General features: G+C 68.4%; 20 protein-coding genes. 1 reads left to right on the forward strand and 19 read right to left on the reverse strand.

Annotated features, from left to right (window positions below; all coding sequences use genetic code 11):
* Nucleotides 1–23: 23 nt before the first annotated feature.
* Genes mutM through IPM20_08850 form a run of 5 tightly spaced genes read right to left on the reverse strand, consistent with a single transcriptional unit; the run spans nucleotide 24 to nucleotide 4,916 of the window.
* Nucleotides 24–839 carry a bifunctional DNA-formamidopyrimidine glycosylase/DNA-(apurinic or apyrimidinic site) lyase gene (mutM, locus tag IPM20_08830; protein ID MBK9131719.1) on the reverse strand — a complete coding sequence of 272 codons (816 nt, stop codon included), beginning with the start codon at nucleotides 837–839 and terminating at the stop codon, nucleotides 24–26.
* A gap of 50 nt (nucleotides 840–889) precedes the next feature.
* Complete coding sequence (locus IPM20_08835; protein MBK9131720.1) at nucleotides 890–1,756, reverse strand: DUF4340 domain-containing protein; 867 nt, start codon at nucleotides 1,754–1,756, stop codon at nucleotides 890–892.
* Nucleotides 1,757–1,760: 4 nt separating this feature from the next.
* Nucleotides 1,761–3,176, reverse strand: coding sequence for a Gldg family protein (locus IPM20_08840; protein ID MBK9131721.1), 1,416 nt, complete (start codon nucleotides 3,174–3,176; stop codon nucleotides 1,761–1,763).
* A gap of 16 nt (nucleotides 3,177–3,192) precedes the next feature.
* Nucleotides 3,193–3,945: an ABC transporter permease subunit gene (locus IPM20_08845; GenBank protein ID MBK9131722.1), complete on the reverse strand. Its 753-nt coding sequence runs from the start codon at nucleotides 3,943–3,945 to the stop codon at nucleotides 3,193–3,195.
* Nucleotides 3,942–4,916, reverse strand: a complete 975-nt coding sequence (locus IPM20_08850) for an ATP-binding cassette domain-containing protein (protein MBK9131723.1) — start codon at nucleotides 4,914–4,916, stop codon at nucleotides 3,942–3,944. The genes IPM20_08845 and IPM20_08850 overlap by 4 nt, the downstream gene beginning before the upstream one ends.
* Nucleotides 4,917–5,035: 119 nt before the next feature.
* Here IPM20_08850 and IPM20_08855 point away from each other — a divergent pair, with 119 nt between their 5' ends.
* A complete protein-coding gene (locus tag IPM20_08855) occupies nucleotides 5,036–7,024 on the forward strand; it encodes a hydantoinase/oxoprolinase family protein (GenBank protein MBK9131724.1) in 1,989 nt (662 codons plus the stop codon).
* On the opposite strand, the gene ptsP is transcribed toward IPM20_08855, so the two are convergent.
* The 14 genes from ptsP to IPM20_08925 form a co-directional block, all read right to left on the reverse strand.
* Nucleotides 7,008–8,747: a phosphoenolpyruvate--protein phosphotransferase gene (gene ptsP, locus IPM20_08860; protein ID MBK9131725.1), complete on the reverse strand. Its 1,740-nt coding sequence runs from the start codon at nucleotides 8,745–8,747 to the stop codon at nucleotides 7,008–7,010. The two genes, IPM20_08855 and ptsP, sit on opposite strands and share 17 nt — an antisense overlap.
* 65 nt (nucleotides 8,748–8,812) lie before the next feature.
* Nucleotides 8,813–9,085: an HPr family phosphocarrier protein gene (locus tag IPM20_08865; GenBank protein MBK9131726.1), complete on the reverse strand. Its 273-nt coding sequence runs from the start codon at nucleotides 9,083–9,085 to the stop codon at nucleotides 8,813–8,815.
* Nucleotides 9,085–9,489: a PTS fructose transporter subunit IIA gene (locus tag IPM20_08870; protein MBK9131727.1), complete on the reverse strand. Its 405-nt coding sequence runs from the start codon at nucleotides 9,487–9,489 to the stop codon at nucleotides 9,085–9,087. Before IPM20_08870 ends, IPM20_08865 begins: the two co-directional genes overlap by 1 nt.
* The gene (rapZ, locus tag IPM20_08875; GenBank protein ID MBK9131728.1) at nucleotides 9,486–10,346 is read right to left on the reverse strand and encodes an RNase adapter RapZ; all 861 of its coding nucleotides are present in this window, start codon (nucleotides 10,344–10,346) and stop codon (nucleotides 9,486–9,488) included. Before rapZ ends, IPM20_08870 begins: the two co-directional genes overlap by 4 nt.
* Nucleotides 10,343–11,302: an HPr(Ser) kinase/phosphatase gene (hprK, locus tag IPM20_08880; GenBank protein ID MBK9131729.1), complete on the reverse strand. Its 960-nt coding sequence runs from the start codon at nucleotides 11,300–11,302 to the stop codon at nucleotides 10,343–10,345. Before hprK ends, rapZ begins: the two co-directional genes overlap by 4 nt.
* A 9-nt stretch (nucleotides 11,303–11,311) precedes the next feature.
* Nucleotides 11,312–11,803 (reverse strand): PTS IIA-like nitrogen regulatory protein PtsN, encoded by a 492-nt coding sequence (gene ptsN / locus IPM20_08885; protein MBK9131730.1) that lies wholly within the window; start codon nucleotides 11,801–11,803, stop codon nucleotides 11,312–11,314.
* Between the two features lie 46 nt (nucleotides 11,804–11,849).
* Nucleotides 11,850–13,367: an RNA polymerase factor sigma-54 gene (locus tag IPM20_08890; GenBank protein MBK9131731.1), complete on the reverse strand. Its 1,518-nt coding sequence runs from the start codon at nucleotides 13,365–13,367 to the stop codon at nucleotides 11,850–11,852.
* Between the two features lie 108 nt (nucleotides 13,368–13,475).
* Nucleotides 13,476–14,201 carry an LPS export ABC transporter ATP-binding protein gene (lptB, locus tag IPM20_08895; GenBank protein MBK9131732.1) on the reverse strand — a complete coding sequence of 242 codons (726 nt, stop codon included), beginning with the start codon at nucleotides 14,199–14,201 and terminating at the stop codon, nucleotides 13,476–13,478.
* Between the two features lie 10 nt (nucleotides 14,202–14,211).
* The gene (gene lptA, locus IPM20_08900) at nucleotides 14,212–14,763 is read right to left on the reverse strand and encodes a lipopolysaccharide transport periplasmic protein LptA (protein MBK9131733.1); all 552 of its coding nucleotides are present in this window, start codon (nucleotides 14,761–14,763) and stop codon (nucleotides 14,212–14,214) included.
* Entirely contained in the window at nucleotides 14,753–15,322 is a 570-nt protein-coding gene (gene lptC, locus IPM20_08905; protein ID MBK9131734.1) for an LPS export ABC transporter periplasmic protein LptC, read from the reverse strand. The genes lptA and lptC overlap by 11 nt, the downstream gene beginning before the upstream one ends.
* Nucleotides 15,323–15,337: 15 nt before the next feature.
* Nucleotides 15,338–15,889, reverse strand: a complete 552-nt coding sequence (kdsC, locus tag IPM20_08910; GenBank protein MBK9131735.1) for a 3-deoxy-manno-octulosonate-8-phosphatase KdsC — start codon at nucleotides 15,887–15,889, stop codon at nucleotides 15,338–15,340.
* Between the two features lie 9 nt (nucleotides 15,890–15,898).
* On the reverse strand, nucleotides 15,899–16,942 hold the full coding sequence (locus IPM20_08915; protein MBK9131736.1) for a KpsF/GutQ family sugar-phosphate isomerase: 1,044 nt from the start codon (nucleotides 16,940–16,942) through the stop codon (nucleotides 15,899–15,901).
* A gap of 116 nt (nucleotides 16,943–17,058) precedes the next feature.
* Nucleotides 17,059–17,931, reverse strand: a complete 873-nt coding sequence (gene ubiA / locus IPM20_08920; protein ID MBK9131737.1) for a 4-hydroxybenzoate octaprenyltransferase — start codon at nucleotides 17,929–17,931, stop codon at nucleotides 17,059–17,061.
* Nucleotides 17,928–18,494: a chorismate lyase gene (locus tag IPM20_08925; protein ID MBK9131738.1), complete on the reverse strand. Its 567-nt coding sequence runs from the start codon at nucleotides 18,492–18,494 to the stop codon at nucleotides 17,928–17,930. The genes ubiA and IPM20_08925 overlap by 4 nt, the downstream gene beginning before the upstream one ends.
* Nucleotides 18,495–18,500 lie beyond the last annotated feature (6 nt).

The raw sequence follows: 18,500 nt of genomic DNA on the forward strand, positions 1-18,500 counted from the left end.
CAGGTGGTGGCCGGCGCCGCGGCTCAATGCTGGCAGCGGGCGCAGTAGTACGTCGCGCGCTGTCCCTGCCGTATGCAGCGCACGGGCTCTCCGCAACGGACGCACGGTTCCCCTTCGCGCCCGTAAACGGCAAGCCGGATCCGGAAATAGCCCGGCTCGCCCGTGCCGTGGTAATAATCGCGCAGCGTGGTCCCGCCCTGGGCGATCGCCTCTTTCAGGACCGCGCGGATGGCGGCCGCGAGATCCTCATAACGCGCGGCGGAGATACGGCCGGCCGGGCGCAGCGGATGGATACCGGCGCGGAACAGCGCCTCGTTCGCATAGATGTTGCCCACGCCGGCCACGACGCCGGCATCCATGATGAAGGGTTTCACCGCGGTGCGGCGCCCGCGCGCCGTTGCGTGTAGATAGGTCCCGCTGAATCCCGCGCCGAACGGTTCCGGGCCGATACCGCGCAGCAGTCGATGGCGCTCGGGGTCTCCATCGACCCACAGCATCAGGCCGAATCGGCGCGGATCACGAAAGCGCAGGCACACCTCATCCGAACACAGGATGTCGACGTGATCATGTTTCTGCGCCGGCAGTCCCGGCGCCACGATGCGCAGGCTGCCGGACATGCCGAGATGGATCAGGACCGTACCGGTATCGGTGCGCAGCAGCAGATACTTGCCGCGCCGCGCCACCTCCCGGATGACCTGCCCGGGCAAGGCGCGCTCCAGGCGCCGCGGCAGCGGCTGGCGCAGACGGCGGTCGCGCACGCGCAGCGCCAGCACGCTTCGCCCGCGCAGATGGCGCTCGATGCCGCGGCGGGTGGTTTCGACCTCGGGAAGCTCTGGCATGGGGGTCCGGCGCCATCAATCAACCGGCGGCGGCCCGCCGCGCGCGATCGTCACTCGGCATCTGCCGCGGCCGCGGGATGCGGCGCGGACAGCAGATTCCGCGCCTGTTCCGCCGTCAGATGGTAACGCAAGCCGAGATCGGCACGCGCCAGCACCAGCTCCGGCTCGGTTTCGAGCAGCAGAAACTCGAGCGGCGCGGCATCTTCGAAGGACACGGTGATCGTCCCCCGCGAAGCTTCCCCCGCGTAACGGTCGACCTCCACGGCCTGCGCCTGGCGCCAGGCCTCGACGAACTCATTGAACGCATCCGCCGACGGCTGTTCCTGCGCGGGCGTGAGTGTCCAGTCCGCCCCGGAGCGGGACACGCCGAACTCCGGCAGACGGATCTGCACCGGCGTGCCGGAGGGCGGCAGCAGCCGGTTCGAAACGAAGGCCGTGAACTTCATCTGCAGGCGGTAAAAGTACTCGTCGTCGATCAGATGCACGGTGGCGCCGTTGCGCACATAGCGGCGGTTGTCCAGCGGCTCGCTGCCCCCGAACGCGAGTTCGACGTCGTTGAGGCGCAGCACCGACGCGGGGGGATCGAGCTGGAACTTGGCCGGATCGAGCGCGCCGGCGTCGAACTGCGCATGACTGTCGGCCCGGGTGATGCCGAGCAGGGCCTCGATGCGGAATTCGTTGGCATACGTGGCAACCGGCGCACGCATCATCCAGACGCCCTGTTCCTTGTCGAGACGGATCTCCTCGCCGCGCTGCGGGTGGATCACCACGTGCTCGACGTCGGCGGGGGACAGCGCGGTGAGTTTGGGCGGTTCCGCCGGCGCATCGACCCCGGGCTCCCAGTAGACCAGCGCCGCGAGCGCCGCTGCCAGCCCCAGCAGGCCCAGATTCAGCAGGCTGCGCGCGCTGATGCGCATGGCCTCAGCGCCGCCGCCGGCGCAGCCAGATGAAGAGGCCGCTGCCGAACAGCAGGGCCGGCAGGAGCAGCAGGAACCCGAAGCCGATCACCGCCGTCCCGGTGCGGGACAACTGCAGCGAGAGATCGGGCGCGGTCCGCGCCGGGATATCGAGCAACACATCGTCGCTGCTCAGCCAGTTGGCGATGTTCAGCGCCAGTTGCTGGTTGCCGCCCAGGCCAAGGAAGCCATTGGACAGGAAATCGCCGTCCGCCACGACCACCGCGCGCTGGACCTTGCCGTCCTCCGGCACGGCGTCCTTCGTCTCCGCGCCCGCCGCCGCCTGCGTGGAAGGCGACGGACGGGTGAACGCCAGACCGATCGTGACCGGGCCGGGCTGATCGGTGCCTTCGTCGTAGGCGATCTTGCCGGTCACCGCGCCGCTCTCGAGCCAGGTGTTGGACAGCGTCTGCAGCAGCGGCGCCGCGCGCCACGCGCCGCCGCCTTCGCTGCGCACGCCGCCCGCGAGCGGAAACAGGGTGTTCATCTCGAAATTGCGCGTGATCTCATGCGCGGGGTAGCTCGCCACCAGGGCAACGCGCGGGTCGTCGGTCCCGAACAGCAGCTGCCCCACCTGCGAGACGTTGGGATCGACCACCACCCCCCGCTCGAACTCGACGCCCAGTTCACGCGCCAGCGGTTCGAGCCCGCGCACCCCGTGATCCGGATCGGTCAGCCACAGCAGATTACCGCCGCCCCGGATGAAATCCAGGATCGGCGCGGCCTCGCCCGGCAACAGATCCACCTGCGGCGAAGCGATCACGAGCGCGGTGGCGTCTGCCGGGATCCCGGCGCCCGCGGCCGGATTGACCTCGACCGTGCTGAATCCCTTGGTCTCGAGCTGGCGCGCCCAGGCGGAGATGTCGAAGCTTTGCGCGGCCACGGAACTGCGCTCGCCGTGCCCGGTCAGGAACGCCAGACGTCGCGCGCCCCCACGCGCCAGCCGCTGCAAGGCATTGGTGAGCCCGTTTTCGGTCACGTCCCGCAACTGCTCGCTGCGCCCCTGGTACTGGATGACCAGCTCGCCGTCGGTGGTGATATTGAGCTCGCGCACCTGCTGCGGCTCGAGGTCGGGATTGATGAACGCGAGCGTGATGTCGGGCTTGTGGCGCCGGTAGCGCTCGACCAGTTCGGTCACGTGCTTGCGCACCAGCGGCGGGGTCTCGCGCGCGTAGGCGGTGATGGCCACTTTGCCCGACAGCCTGCCGAGCAGCTCGATGCTGGCGGACGACAGGCTGTTGCGGCCGCTCGCCGTCCAGTCGGCCTGGTAGACGTAGCGCGTGCTGAGCCAGCCGAGCAGCCCGGTCACCACCAGCAGCAACAGGACGAAGGCCAGGTTCTGCCAGCGCAGCATTCGACGGGAGTGCGGGGTTACTTGCATGCGGGTGTCCCTGCGTTCAATGTTGCAGGCGATAGGAATCCAGCCGCCGGATGCTCAGGATGACGAACAGGGCGATCAGCAGCAGGTAATAGGCGACGTCGGCGCTGTTGAACACCCCCTTCAGCAGGGATTCGTAATGACGCAGCATCGACAGATAGCCGAACACGCTGGCGCCCTTGCCGCCGGCGGCGCCGCTCCAGTCGATGATCCACAACAGCAGCAGCACGCCGAAGGTGCTGATCGCGGCGATCACCGGCTGCGCGGTCAGGGTGGACATGAACAGGCCGACGGCTGCGAAACCGGCGAGCAGCAGGAACAGACCGAGCAGCCCGGAGGCGAAGATGCCGAAATCGAGTGAACCGCCGAGCAGCAGCGCGCACGGCAGCAGCGCGATCAGCAGCAACTGGATCAGCAGGTAACCGAGCACGCCGCAATACTTGCCGAGGATGATCTCGCTCATCGAGACCGGGGCGGAAAACAGCAGACTGAGCGTCTGGTTGCGCAATTCATCGCTGACCAGCCGCATGGTCAGCATCGGCACCACCAGCAGCAGGATGAGCGCGGCGTTGCCGAAGGTCGGCGCAACCACGATCTCGGTCAGCCCGGGCGCGCCCGGCAGCTGCGGCAGGCGCGGCTGGATCTGCAGGAAGAAGTCCACCTGCGCCAGGAACAGATAGGCGACGATGACCTGCACCACCGCGAGCATGGTCCATGCCAGCGGGGAAAAGAACAGGCTGCGCAGCTCGCGCGCCGCGATCGTCCGGATCATGCCGCCTCTCCCTGCGCCTGCGGCTCCGTCGGGTGTGGCGCGCCGGCATCGCGGCTGGTGATATCGACGAAGATCTGCTCCAGCGTCTTGCGCTCCGGGGTCAGCTCGTACGGCCGCCAGCCCGCCTCCAGCGCGCGCGCAAGCAGCGCGTCGGTGATGTCGTGCCCGGGGTCGAAACGCAGGCGCGCCTGTCCCGCCCCCAGTTCCTCCACTGCCAGTACCCCGGGCAGGCGCGCCAGTTCCGCCGCCGGGGGCGGATTGCGGAAGCCCGCGCGCAGGCTCGACACCGGCTGTTGCCGCGCGAGACTGTCGATGCTGTCGCTGAAGACGAGACGACCGCGGTGGATGATCTGCACCCGGTCGCACACCGCCTGTACCTCGGGGAGGATGTGGGTGGACAGAATGACGCTGTGTTCGCCGCCCAGCTCGCGGATCAGGGCGCGGATTTCGCGGATCTGAATCGGGTCCAGTCCCACGGTCGGCTCGTCCAGGATCACCACCGCCGGCGCGTGGATGATGGCCTGGGCGATCCCGGTGCGCTGCTGATACCCCTTGGAGAGATTGCCGATCAGGCGTCGGCCGACCTCGGTCAGGCCGCAGCGCTCCTTCGCGCGCTCCACCGCGCCCCGCCGCTGCTCGCGCGGGATGCGGTTCAGGCGCGCGCAATACCCCAGGTATTCATCGACCGTCAGCTCGCGATAGAGCGGAGGCTGCTCGGGCAGGTATCCCAGCGCCGCCTTGGCGGCCTCGGGCTCGTCGAGGATATCCTTGCCGGTGATCAGCACGCGCCCCGCGCTCGGCGCCAGGTTGCCGCTGATGATCTGCATGGTGGTCGATTTTCCGGCGCCGTTCGGCCCGAGGAAACCGAGCACCTCGCCGCGCCTGACCTCGAAACTGATATCGTCGACCGCGCGCAAGGGACCGTACCGGCGCGAGAGGTGCTCGACCCTGATCAGATTGTCCGCATCCATGGGGGGCGATTATACGTGTATTTATTACCCGGGATCATGGGAGCCGCCGACAAAAATTCAAGCTCCCGTCTACAATACCTGCATATGACCGGACGCCGCCGAAACAGTTCGCCCCCGCCATGAATTTCCTTGGCATCGATACCGGGGGGACCTTCACCGACTTCGTCTGCCTGACGGACGGGATCCTGCGCATCCACAAGGTACTGTCGACGCCGCAGGCGCCGGAACGGGCCATCCTGCAGGGGATCGCCGAGCTCGGACTGGACGGCCCGGCGCTCTTCATCGTGCACGGCAGCACCGTAGCGACCAATGCCGTGCTCGAGGGCAAGGGCGTGCGCACGGTGTTCATCACCAATCACGGGCTGCGTGACCTGCTCACCATCGGCCGCCAGGCCCGGCGCGCGCTCTACGATCTGCAGCCCGCGCCGGAGCCGCCGCCGGTGGCGCGCGAACTGTGCCTGGAAACGGGCGGACGGCTGGGCGCGCGCGGCGAGGTCGTCACCCCGCTCACGGCGGCGGACCTGGCCGAACTGCGCGCGGCGGTGGATCGCCTGGCGCCGCGCGCGGTCGCCATCAATCTGCTGTTCTCCTTTCTCGATGATCGCTTCGAACGTGAGGTCGCCGCCGCCATGCCCGCGGGCGTGTTCGTCGCGCGCTCTTCTGCCGTCCTGCCGGAATATAAAGAATACGAACGCGGCGTGACGACCTGGCTCAACGCCAGTGTGGGACCGCTGGTGGAAGACTATCTGACCGGTCTCACGCGCGCCCTGCCGGCCGCGCGCGTCTCCGTCATGCAGAGCTCCGGCGACACCATCGCCGCGGCGCAGGCGGGCTCCCAGGCCGTGCGTATGCTCTTGTCCGGCCCGGCCGGCGGTCTTGCCGCCGTGCGCCGCCTCGGCGCCGGTGCCGGCCGGCACCGGCTGCTGAGCTTCGACATGGGCGGAACCTCCACCGATGTCGCGCTGATCGATGGCGAGCCGCGCCTGAGCGGCGAGGGGCGTGTCGGCGGCTACCCGGTCGCCGTGCCGATGGTGGACATGCACACCATCGGCGCCGGTGGCGGTTCCATCGCCTTTCTCGATGATGGCGGCCTGTTGCGCGTCGGCCCCGCCTCGGCCGGGGCCGACCCGGGACCGGCCTGTTACGGGCGCGGCGGCCGGGCGCCAACCGTCACCGACGCCAACCTGGTGCTCGGCCGCCTGCCCGTCGACGGTTTTCTCGGCGGCCGCATGCGGCTCGACCGCGCCGCGGCGGCGCAGGCGCTGGCAGGGGTTGCGGGACCGCTCGGGCTCGGCATCGAGGACGCCGCGGTCGGCATCGTGCGCATCGCCAATGAACACATGGCGCAGGCGCTGCGCGTGATCTCGGTACAGCGCGGCATCGACCCGCGCGGCTACACACTGGCCTCGTTCGGGGGCGCCGGCGGTCTGCATGTGTGCGCGCTGGCGGAGGCGCTCGACATCGCGCACGCCCTGGTGCCGGTGCATGCCGGCGTGTTGTCCGCGCTCGGCATGCTGGTGGCGCCCCGCGGGCGGCAATTGTCGCGCTCGATGGCGCGCCCGCTGCGGGAATGCTCCGTCACCGACATCGAGCATGGTCTCGGCGAACTGATCGCGCGCGGTCGCGCCGAACTGAGGGAGGAGCGGGTGGCGGAGCGGGACATCACCGTCACGCGCACGCTCGATCTGCGCTATCAGGGCCAGAGCCAGAGTCTGAACGTGGCCTGGGAGGATCCCGCGCGCTGCGCGGACGCCTTCCATGAGCTGCACCGGCAGCGTTACGGACACGCCCTCGAGCAGCCGCTCGAACTGGTCAATCTGCGCGTCGGCCTGCGCGCGCCGGCCCCGGATCCGGATCTCGCGCCGCCACCGGCCCCGGATCGGCCTGCCGCGCCCCATGCCCGCACGGACCTCTACGGCGGCGCAGCCGGCGTCGCGGTCTATGCGCGCGCGGCGCTCGCCCGCGGGCAGCGCGTGGAAGGACCGGCGCTGATCACCGAAACGGTCGCCACCACCTATCTCGCCCCCGGCTGGAGCTGCCAGCGCGACGACACCGGCAATCTGCTGCTGACGCGCGGTACCTCCGTCCCGCTCACCGCCGGCGATTGAGATCGTCGATCAGGGCCGGGATCCGGGCGGATGACCGGCTGCGCATCATCCGGCGCACATCGCGCTCGAGCGTATCGAGCCGACTCTCATTGATCACCCGCTTGACCTCGAGCAGGGTGGCGGGAACCATGCTGAATTCGCGCAGTCCGAGACCGAGCAGCAGGCGCGTATAATCGGGGTCCCCCGCCATCTCGCCGCACATCGCCACCGGGATCCCGGCGCGCCGGCCGGCGCGGATGGTCAGCTGTATCAGTCTGAGTATGGCCGGGTGCAGCGGGTCGTACAGATAATTCACCTCCTCGTCGAGGCGGTCCACCGCGAGGGTGTACTGAATCAGGTCGTTCGTCCCGATGGAAAAGAAATCGAGGTGTCGCGCCAGGGTATCCGCCGCCAGCGCGGCGGCCGGCACCTCGATCATGCCGCCGACCGGCAGGCTCGGATCGAAGCGGACGCCTTCCCGCTCCAGCGCCTTCTTCTCCTCCGCGATCAGCCGCAGCACCTGCAGCATCTCGCCCGCGCCCGAGAGCATCGGCACCAGCATGCGCACCGGACCATGGGCGGAAACCCGCAGGATGGCGCGCACCTGCGGCGAGAACATGCCCGGATCCTTCAGGCACCAGCGGATCGCGCGCAGACCCAGCGCCGGATTGCTCGCCGCCGGCGTCCGCGGTTCCTTGCCGAGACACTTGTCCGCGCCGAGGTCCAGGGTGCGTATCGTGACCGGCGCGCCCTTCATCGCCCGCACCACGCGCAGATAGGCCTCGTATTGCTCGTCCTCTTCCGGCAGCGTCTCCCGGTTGAGAAACAGCATCTCGGTGCGCAGCAGGCCTACCCCGGCGGCGCCGAGCCTATGGGCGGCGCTGGCCTCCTCGGGCAGTTCCACGTTGGCCATCAACGCGACGACGTGGCCGTCGCGGGTCACCGCCGGGCGTTCGCGCAGCTTGTTCAGCTCGGCGACATGCCGCCGCTCCTCGCGCTGGCGCAGGCGATAATAGGCCAGCTCGCCCGCGTCCGCGCCGGCGAGCACCATGCCGTTCTCGGCGTCAACCACCAGCGCCTCGCCGCTGCGCAGATAGCGGCGCAGGTGATGCACCCCGACCACCGCGGGCAATCCCAGGCTGCGCGCCAGGATGGCGGTATGGGAATTGGGACCGCCGTACTCCGTCACCACGGCGGCGATACCCTGCTGATGCATCAGCAGGGTCTCCGCCGGCGAGACATCGCCGGCGATCAGGACGGCGCCGCGCAGCTGGCCGGCGCGGCCGTCGTGGCCCGGGTCATACCGCCCCTGGAGATTGCGCAGGATGCGGTTGACCACGTGATCGACATCGTCCCTGCGGGTGCGCAGATAAGGATCGTCCATCTCCTCGAACACGCGCACCAGGGTGTCCCGCTGCAGCTTCAGCGCCCACTCGGCGTTGCATTGCCGGGCGCGCATGATCTTGACCGGGGCCTCGCTCAGTACGCCGTCATCGAGCATGAGCAGGTGGGCGTCCATGAAGGCGGTGATGTCGCCGGGGGTATCGGCGGGGATGCGCTTGCGGATGTCGCGCAGTTGCTGCCTGGCCTTCCTGTGCGCCGCGCGGTAACGCGTGATCTCTTCCTGCAGCAGCGGCCTGGGTATCGTGTGCTCGCCGATCTCGGGCTGTTCGTGATGGAGGATCACGGCCTTGCCGATGGCGACGCCCCGGGTGACGCTGATGCCGCTCAATACCAGACTCATGGGATCGCATCCCTCCGGTGCCGATGCGCCCGCGACCGGATGCCGCCCGGCCGCGCGCCGATCCGTTACACTTCCTCGCCGAAACGCTGCCTGATGAGATCCTCCAGCTTCTGCAGGGCGGCCGCCTCGTCGCGGCCGTCCGCGACGAGTTCGATCTCGGTGCCCTGGGCGGCCGCCAGCATCATCACGCCCATGATGCTCTTGCCGTTCACCTGGCGCGCGCCGCGCACCAGGTGGATGTCGGACTCGAACTCGGAGGCCAGCGTGACCAGCTTGGCCGCGGCGCGCGCGTGCAGGCCGAGACGGTTGACGATGGTGACCGTTCTGCGCGCCGCCATTACACCTCCCCCTCCGGACCGCAGCTGAATATGCCCTCGCGTCCGCCGCTCAGGGCCTTGTCCTTCAGCTGCACCATGCCGAGGCGGGGATAGTTCATCAGGCGGACCAGCATCGGTAGGTTGACGCCGGCGATGACGGTCACATGCTCGTTGTCGCGCTTGAGCGCGGTGGCGATATTGCTGGGAGTCGAGCCGAACATGTCCGTCAGCACGATGACGCCGTCGCCCTGATCCAGCTCACGCACCGCCGCGCGCGCGCGCTCGAGCACCTGCGCCGGATCGCTCGCCGGCGTCACGGCGATCACCGCCGCCGGCAGTGGCTGTCCGCCCAGCATCGACACCGCGGTTTCGAGCAGCGCCTCGCCGATGCGATTGTGCGAGATCAGGCACAGGCCGACGCTCATCGCAGCTCCCGGTGCCGCGTCATCACGCCGGCGCGCGACTGCCTGAAATGCGCCGCCAGGCTCTCCGCCAGATACACCGAGCGGTGCTGGCCGCCGGTGCAGCCGATCGCGACCGACATGTAGTTGCGGTTCTCCGCCTCGAAGCTCGGGATCCAGCGCTCGAGAAAGGCACGGATGTCATCGTACATGCGCACTACCGCGGGCTGCTGGCCCAGGAAGCGGATCACCTCCGGATCGTTGCCCTTGCGCATGCGCAGCGTCGGGTCCCAGTGCGGATTGGGCAGGCAGCGCACGTCGAAAACAAAATCCGCGTCGGTGGGGATGCCGTACTTGTAGCCGAACGACATGAACAGGATCGAGAGCGAGGCGGACTTGTGCTGGGCGACGCGTTCGCGGATCACGCCGCGCAGCTGGTGTACGTTGAAGTTGCTGGTATCGATATGGAGGTCGGCGCTGGCGGCGATCGGCGCCAGCAGCTCGCGTTCGACCGCGATCGCCTCCAGCAGGGAGACGTCGACACGGGTGAGCGGGTGCTTGCGGCGGGTCTCGCTGAAGCGCTTGATCAGCACGTTGTCGGCGGCGCCGAGAAAGATCACGCTGCAATCGAGGCCGGGCTTGCGGATCTCGTCGAGAATGTCGCCGAAGCGGCCGAGGTCGCGCGACAGGTTGCGCGCGTCGATGCCGACCGCCACGTTCTCGATGTTGCGCTTCTCCGCCGTGGCCACGATCTGGTCGACGAACTGCGGCAGCAGGCTGAGCGGCAGGTTGTCCACGCAATAGTAGTCAAGATCTTCCAGCGCCTGCAGCGCGATGCTCTTGCCGGAGCCGGACAGGCCACTGATGACCAACAACCTCATGCACCCTCCCCCAGGATCATGCGCTGTTGACGTTCGCTGAATGTCTGCGCCGCATTGTACCCTTTCAGCAGCAGGATGTGGTTGCGCACCGCCCCCTCCACCAGCACGGCGAGGTTATGCCCCGGCGCCACCGGCAGCGTGATCTGCGGCACCTCGACGTCGAGAATGGTGCGGCGCTGGCGGCTGCCCTGCAGGCGGTCGATGGCCGCCAGTTCGTCCCCGCTCATCTGCTGCAGGTGAATGATCAGGCGCAGGTTCTTGTCGGGCTTGATCACGCTGTCGCCGAACATGGCGCGGATATCGAGCACGCCCAGCCCGCGCACCTCGAGAAAGCCGCTCAACCCGGCCGGACAGGAGCCGTTGAGTATGTCCGGCGCGGTGCGCCTGAACTCGGGGGCATCGTCCGCGATCAGGCGGTGGTTGCGGCTGATCAGTTCGAGCGCGAGTTCGCTCTTGCCGACACCGCTCTTGCCGGTGAGCAGCACCCCGATGCCGAGCACTTCCATGAATACCCCGTGCAGGATCAGGCGATCGGCCAGGGCGTTCGACAGATAGTACTGCAGGTGGCTGATGATCTTGTAATCCGGCAGCGGCGCGGAAAACAGCGCCACGGCGCCCGCGTCCGCCTGCGCGCGGAGATCGTCCGCGATCGGCAGGCCGTCCGAAACGATCACGCAGGCTGGCGCCGCGGCGAATATCCGCCGCAGGTGCTCGGCGCGGGTATCGCCTTGCAATTGTTCCAGATAACCCGCCTCGGCGGGGCCCAGCACCTGGATGCGGTTGGGGTGGATCAGGTTGAGATGGCCGGCGCCGGAATCGAAGGGACGGTCGAGCGCGGCGGCGTCCTGCATTCCGCGCAGCTCACGGGCGGCTCCGCCGTGCCCCGCGGCCCAGGTCAATCCCAGCCTCGCCCGATATTCGTCGTACAGGGTGGAGACTGTGAGCGCTTTTCCCATACGGGCAGGCTATGTCGCCGGGCCGGCCGCCCGTTCATTCTCCGCCGGCTGCCACGACACCAGCAGCCGATACACCTCCTCATCGCTCTTCGCGGCATGGACCTGCGCGCAAAACGCGGGATCGCTGAACATCTCGGCCAGGGTCGCCAGGATATCGAGGTGCTCCTGCGTGGACTGCTCCGGGACCAGCAGGGCGCAGATCATGTCCACCGCCTTCTCGTCCGCGGCATCGTAATCGACCCCGCGATTCAGCTTCATGAAGGCGCACACGGCGTGATTGAGCCCCTTCAGGCGCCCGTGCGGGATGGCGACGCCATGCCCGAGCCCGGTGCAGCCCAGCCGTTCGCGCTCGATCAGGCTGGCGAACACCTCGGACTGGTTCAGCCGGGGCTCGCCCTTCGACACCAGTTCACTGAGCATCTCGAAGGCGCGCTTCTTGCTGCCCACGATGTTGCGGCACGCGACCCTGGAGGGGGTTAACAGCTCTCCGACTCGATTCATGACGACTCCGGCAACCGGGATTGTACGCGGGAAAGGGGATCGGGTTTCATATCAGGCGCTTCCGCTCGCTCGACGAAGGGATCGCGAGAGCCTCACGATACTTGGCGATGGTACGGCGCGCGACATTGATGCCCTGCTGTTTGAGCAACTGGGCGATCTTGCTGTCGCTGAGCGGTTTGCCGCCGTCTTCGGCGGCGACCAGCTTCTTGATCAGGGCGCGGATCGCGGTGGCGGAGCATTCCCCGCCGCTGGCGGTGCTGACGTGGCTCGAGAAGAAATATTTCAACTCGAAGATGCCGCGCGGGGTGTACATGTATTTCTGGGTGGTGACGCGCGAGATGGTGGACTCGTGCATCTCGACCGCCTCCGCGATGTCGTGCAGCACCAGCGCCTTCATCGCCTCCTCGCCGTGCTCGAGGAATCCGCGCTGGCGTTCGACGATGCAGCTCGCCACCTTGAGCAGCGTCTCGTTCCGGCTCTGCAGGCTCTTGACGAACCAGCGCGCCTCCTGCAGCTGGTTGCGCATGTACGTATTGTCGTTGCTGTTGTCCGCCCGCTTGACCAGGCTCGCATAGCTGGCATTGATGCGCACCCGGGGCATCGCTTCCGGATTGAGCTCGACCTTCCAGCTGTTCTTGTCCCTGGTGACGATCACGTCAGGGATGATGTACTCCACCTTCCGGTCCGTGATCAGGTTGCCCGGACGGGGGTTGAGCGACTGCACCAGGGCGACGATCTGCTGCAACTCCTGCTGCGTGCACTTGAGGCGGCGCGCGAGCTGGGCGTACTCGCGGTTCGCGAGCAGGTCGAGCTGATCGGCGACCAGTTCCCGCGCCTTGTCCAGCAGCGGCACGCCGCCGTCCAGATGCTGCAGCTGGATCAGCATGCATTCGCGCAGGTCGCGCGCGGCAACCCCGACGGGGTCGAAATTCTGCACCTGATGCAGCACCGCCTGCACCTCGTCCAGATCCACGTCGCCCAGTTCCGCGTTGAGTCCCTCGTGGATCTCATCCAGTGGCACGGCCAGATAACCACGGTCGTTCACCGCGTCGATAATGGCGATGGCGATGGCCTGGTCACGCTGGCTGAACGGCGTCATGCTCATCTGCCACAGCAGGTGTTCGCGCAGTGTTTCCGACGCTCCGGACTGAAATTCGAAGTCGCCGCCTTCCAGCTCGGCGCCCTGGCCACGCGGAACGACGGCGCTGTCGTAGACATCCTCCCATACGCTGTCCACCGGCAGGTCATCGCCGGCGGCCATGTCGAGTCCGGCCACCGCGTCGCGCAGATCCATGGCGGAGTCGTGCACCTCCTCGGGCTCGGCCGCCGATGCAGGGCTGGAAACGGTCGGCGCGGACGCGAACTCCGTCCCTTCCGCCGCCATCGGCTCGCCGTCGTCGGAAGCGCCGTCCTCCACCGCCTCCAGCATCGGATTCGAATCCAGCGCCTGCTGAATCTCCTCACGCAGATCGAGGGTCGAAAGCTGCAGCAGGCGGATCGCCTGCTGCAGCTGCGGGGTCATGGTCAGCGACTGGCCGAGACGGATTTGGAGGGTCTGCTTCATTAACCGCGGATACTTCCTGCTGCCGTGAGAACGCGAATTTTAACGTAGATCCCAAAAGGGAATACAGTGTACCCCACTTACGTCCATGATCAACCTGTAGATTATCGCCTAAAGACGGAAATCGTGACCGAGGTAGACCTCGCGCACGCGCTCGCTCAGCAGGATCTCGTCCGGCCGGCCCGCGATCAGGATCTCGCCCTCATTCATGATATAGGCGCGCTGGCAGATTCCCAGGGTCTCCCTGACATTGTGATCGGTAATCAGGATCCCGATCCCCTTGTTGCTCAGGTATTTGATTATGCGCTGAATATCCAGTACGGATATGGGATCGACCCCGGCGAAGGGCTCATCCAGCAGCACGAAACGCGGCTCCATGGCCAGCGTGCGCGCAATTTCCACGCGCCGGCGCTCCCCCCCCGACAGGCTCATGCCGATGGCGTCGCGCAGATGGCCGATATGCAGTTCGTCGAGCAGTTCATCCACCCGCCGTTCCTGCCCGGCGCGGTCGAGATCGCGCCGCGTCTGCAGGATCGCACGCACATTGTCCGCCACGCTGAGCTTGCGAAACACCGACGGCTCCTGTGGCAGGTAGCCGATACCCAGGCGCGCGCGCGCGTGCATCGGAAAGGCGGTGATATCTCGGTCGTTGAGGCGGATCGCCCCCCGGTCGCACGGGATTAGCCCGACGATCATGTAGAAACAGGTGGTCTTGCCCGCGCCGTTGGGGCCCAGCAGGCCGACCACTTCGCCGCTGCTGATGTCCATCGACACGCCGTTGACGACCGCGCGCGCGCGATAACGCTTGGAGATATCGCTGATGCCGAGCACATCCATGAGCGATGCTTCAGCGCCCATCCGTCCCCGCCTGCGGGCGGGACTCCGCCTCGGCAGGCGCGGTCTGACGCGGCTGGATCACCACCTGCACGCGCCCCTCTTCCGCCTCGCCCCGCCGCGCGACGATGCGGTCCACGGCGATATCGTAGGTGATGAGCTCGCCCGCGAACTCGTCGCCCCCGTTCCACACATGGGCCTGCTGCCGCAGCACCAGGCGCTCCGGCTCGACGGTGTACTCGATGCGCAGCGCCTCACCGCGCATGTCTTCGGACTTGCCGTCGAGCCGCTGGCTGAACCGCGCCGGCTGTCCTTCCGCCTGCAGGCGGGTGAAGTTCCGTTCCGCGTCGTAATGGATCACGACCGTGTCCGCCTCGAGCCGCGTGGTGCCCTGGCTGTAACGCACGTTGCCACGGTAGGTGCCGACATGCTTGACGTCGTCGGCCTCGAAGCGGTCGGCCTCGATATGGATGGGCTGTTCGCGATCGCTCGACAGTGCGAGACAAGGCCCCGGTCCCAGCAACGCGGCGCCGGCCAGCAGGAGCGCGGGCAGGCTAGGGCGCATAATCACCCCGTACATCGGCATGCAGCACGGTGCGCCGCCGCTCGAGATCGGCGCTCAGGCCCACCCCGCGCGTGACCCCCGAACGCTCCTCGATGCGCACCGCCGCACGCGTCTCCGCCAGCTTGCTGTCCGGCCACACGTCCAGCTCATTCGTATACATCCGCACGTCCTCCCCCGGACCGACCCCGCTGTAGTTCACGCGGACGTCGCCCTGCAGATTGATCAGGCGCTCCCGTTCCGAGGCGGTGCCGCGCAGCGCGGCGATGTCCCAGGCCGCCCGGCCGTCTTCATACACGATCAGGCGCGGACGCGTCAGCGTCGATGTTGCGCTGTCCGGATAATGATACAGATCATCGGCGTCGAGCCGGTGCACCACCGCGCCCGCCGCATCCATCTCGGCAAGCTCGAACCCGATGAGATAATAATCCGCCCGATCGGCCTGTGCCGCCTCCGGCACGCGCTCCGGCCCCTCCTGCTGCCGCGACCACCACCAGCTCGCGGCCGCCGCCGCGGCCAGCAGCGCGACCGTCAGCAGACGTATATCGACGGACAGGCGCATGCTTCCGTACCGGGCTCAGTCGAGCGCCAGATAGTCTTCCATGCGCGGCGCCAGGGTACCTTGGGCATCCATGATCAGCTCGCACACGTCGCGTGCCGCACCGCGGCCGCCGCCGCACGCCGTCACCCAGTGCGCGTGGCGCCGCACCAGCTCGTGGGCATCCTGCACCGCGACGGCCAGGCCGACGCGGCGCAGCAGCGGGAGGTCGACCACGTCGTCGCCGACGTAGGCCACCTGCGCCGGCACCAGCCCGAGGCGCCCGATCAGCTCGCGGAAGGCGGGCAGCTTGTCCTGCTGCCCCTGATAGACATGGCGGATGCCGAGTCCGGCCATGCGGTGCGTGACCGCGGGGGTATCACGCCCGGAGATGATGCCGATCTCGACGCCGGACTGCTGCAGCATCTTCATGCCGTGGCCGTCGCGCGAATGGAACACCTTGTGTTCGCGCCCTTCGGTATCGATGACCAGGCCGCCGTCGGTCAGCACGCCGTCGACGTCGAAGATGACGAGGCGGATACTTCTGGCCTTGTCTTTCACATCCTGTCTGAGCTGCTGCAGTTCACCCATGCGAAATCCCTAGACCACGCCCGCGCGCAGCAGGTCGTGCATATTGAGCGCGCCGAGCAGGCGCCGTTCGCCGTCCACCACCAGCAGGGCGCTGATGCGGTGTTTCTCCATCATTTCCAGCGCCTCGGCCGCCAGCATGCCGGCGGCGGCGGTCTTGCAGTTGCGCGTCATCACGGCGGCGATCGGCGTGACATGCACGTCCAGCCGCCGGTCGAGCACGCGGCGCAGGTCGCCGTCGGTGAAGATGCCCGCCAGCCGGCCGTCCGCGCCGGCCACGGCCGTCATGCCGAGCCCCTTGCGCGTCATCTCGACCAGCGCCTGGCTCAGCAGCACGCCCTCGTCCACGACGGGTATGGCCTCCCCCGTGTGCATGATGTCGCGGATCAGCAGCAGCAGGCGCCGGCCCAGCCGGCCGCCGGGGTGCGAGCGCGCGAAGTCTTCCGCGGTGAACCCGCGCACCTCGAGCAGGGAGACCGCGAGCGCGTCGCCCATGACCAGCGTCGCCGTGGTGCTCGAGGTCGGCGCGAGCCCGAGCGGACAGGCCTCCTGCGCGACGCTGACGTCGAGATTGACGTCGGCGGCGCGCGCCAGCGTCGATTCGGCGCGCCCGGTCAGCGCGATCAGGGGCACGCCGAGCCGCTTGATCAGCGGCAGGATGGTCAGCAGTTCCTCGGTCTCGCCCGAGTTGGAGATGGCGAGCACCACGTCGCGCGGCGTGATCATGCCGAGGTCGCCGTGGCTGGCCTCGCCGGGATGGACGAAGAACGCGGGACTGCCGGTGCTGGCCAGCGTCGCCGCGATCTTGCCGCCGATGTGGCCGGACTTGCCCATGCCGAGCACGACGATGCGGCCCGTGCACGCCAGCAGGTAGCGGCAGGCCGTGACGAAACCGTCGCCGATGCGCTCCACCAGCGCCTGCACCGCGGCCGCCTCGGTCGTGATCACCGCGGCGCCCAGCTGCCGGATCTGGCGCACCTCGGTCTCGTTCAGTTCATACAGGCGCGCCGGCGCCTCGCCGCTGCCCAGGCCGCCGGTCACCCGGTCGTGCTGCATCATCGTGTCTCCCTGTCCCTCATCGCGCGCCGCCCGGGCCGGCGCGCGGAGCTGGAAAATGCCCATATTTGACCCGATTGTCCCGGCGATGGCAATCGCGCCGCCGCCCGCGAGGCTCAGCCGAGGTAGTGCGCGGCCAGTCCGGCGAATACCGCCGCGCCGAACCAGTTGTTGTTGAGGAAGGCACGGAAGCAGTGCGCGGGTTCGCGCGCGCGGATCAGATACTGCTGATACACGGCGAGTGCCGCCGCCGCGAGGAGGCCGGCGTAATACGCCGGTCCCAGCCGCAGGTATGCGCCGATCACGGCCAGCACCAGCAGCGCGGCCGCGTGCAGCGCGCCGACCGCGAAGCGGTCGGCGGAACCGAACAGGATGGCCGTCGAGCGCACCCCGATGCGCAGATCGTCCGCCCGGTCGACCATGGCGTATTCGGTATCGTAGGCCACGGTCCACAACAGGGTGGCGAGATACAGCAGCCAGCCGATGCCCGGCACGGCGCCGGTCTGCGCCGCGAAGGCCATCGGCACCGCCCAGCCGAAGGCGAGGCCGAGATAGACCTGCGGCAGGTCGGTGTAGCGTTTCATGAACGGATAGCTCGCCGCGAGTGCCGCGCCGACCAGGGATAGCAGTACGGTGAGCCGGTTCATGGTCAGCACCAGCGCGAAGGCGGCGAGGGAGAGTACGACGAACAGCGCCACCGCCTCGCTCGGCGCCACCTGCCCGCGCGCCAGCGGACGCTCGCGGGTGCGCGCCACGTGCGGATCGAAGTCGCGGTCGGCGAAGTCGTTGATCGTGCACCCGGCCGAGCGCATCAACACAACGCCGAGGACGAACACGAGCACTACCCCGACATCCGGCCGCCCTGCGCCCGCGATCCACAGCGCCCACAGCGTCGGCCACAGCAGCAGCAGGCTGCCGATCGGCCGGTCCAGCCGCATCAGGCGGACGTAGGCGGACAGGCGCGCGCCCGGCGTGAGCGGCGCGCTCATCCGCGCGCGCCCGTGAGCGCCGGCAGGAAGATCTCGCCCACCAGCAGCGGACGACCGCCCAGCGTAAAGACGGAACGCCGGCCCCAGATCACGGCCGCGTCGCGACCGCCGGCCAGTTCGCGGTACAGCGGCTGCCCCGGGCGGATCTCGGCGACCTCGATCGCCCCGCGGCGCATGCCGCGGGTGGAAAACAGCAGTTCGCCCAGCGGGCGATCGCCCAGCCGGGCGAAGCGCCGCAGATCGCCGCGCAGCGTGCCGGCGGGTATGACCGTGCGCGCGAACACCCAGGGGGTGTCGCCGCAGGCCAGGAGCACCTCGCGCACCAGGGCGAATTCATGATCCGGCAGGCCGAGCGCGCGCCGCTCGTTGCGCAAGGGCCGCTGCCAGCGCTGCGCGAGCAGATGCACCCTGAAACCGCGCGGACAGAGCTGGCGCAGGCGCCGGGTCAGCGATGTGGCGTCGACCAGCCAGTGCAGCTGTTCCACCGGCACCCGGCGGCGCAGACGGACGTCGAGCGGGCGCCAGCACGGCCCGCCGCGGCAGTTGAATCCCTTGTATGCCACCGTCTG

The sequence above is a fragment of the Gammaproteobacteria bacterium genome (assembly GCA_016716465.1).
GTDB lineage: Bacteria > Pseudomonadota > Gammaproteobacteria > SZUA-140 > SZUA-140 > JADJWH01.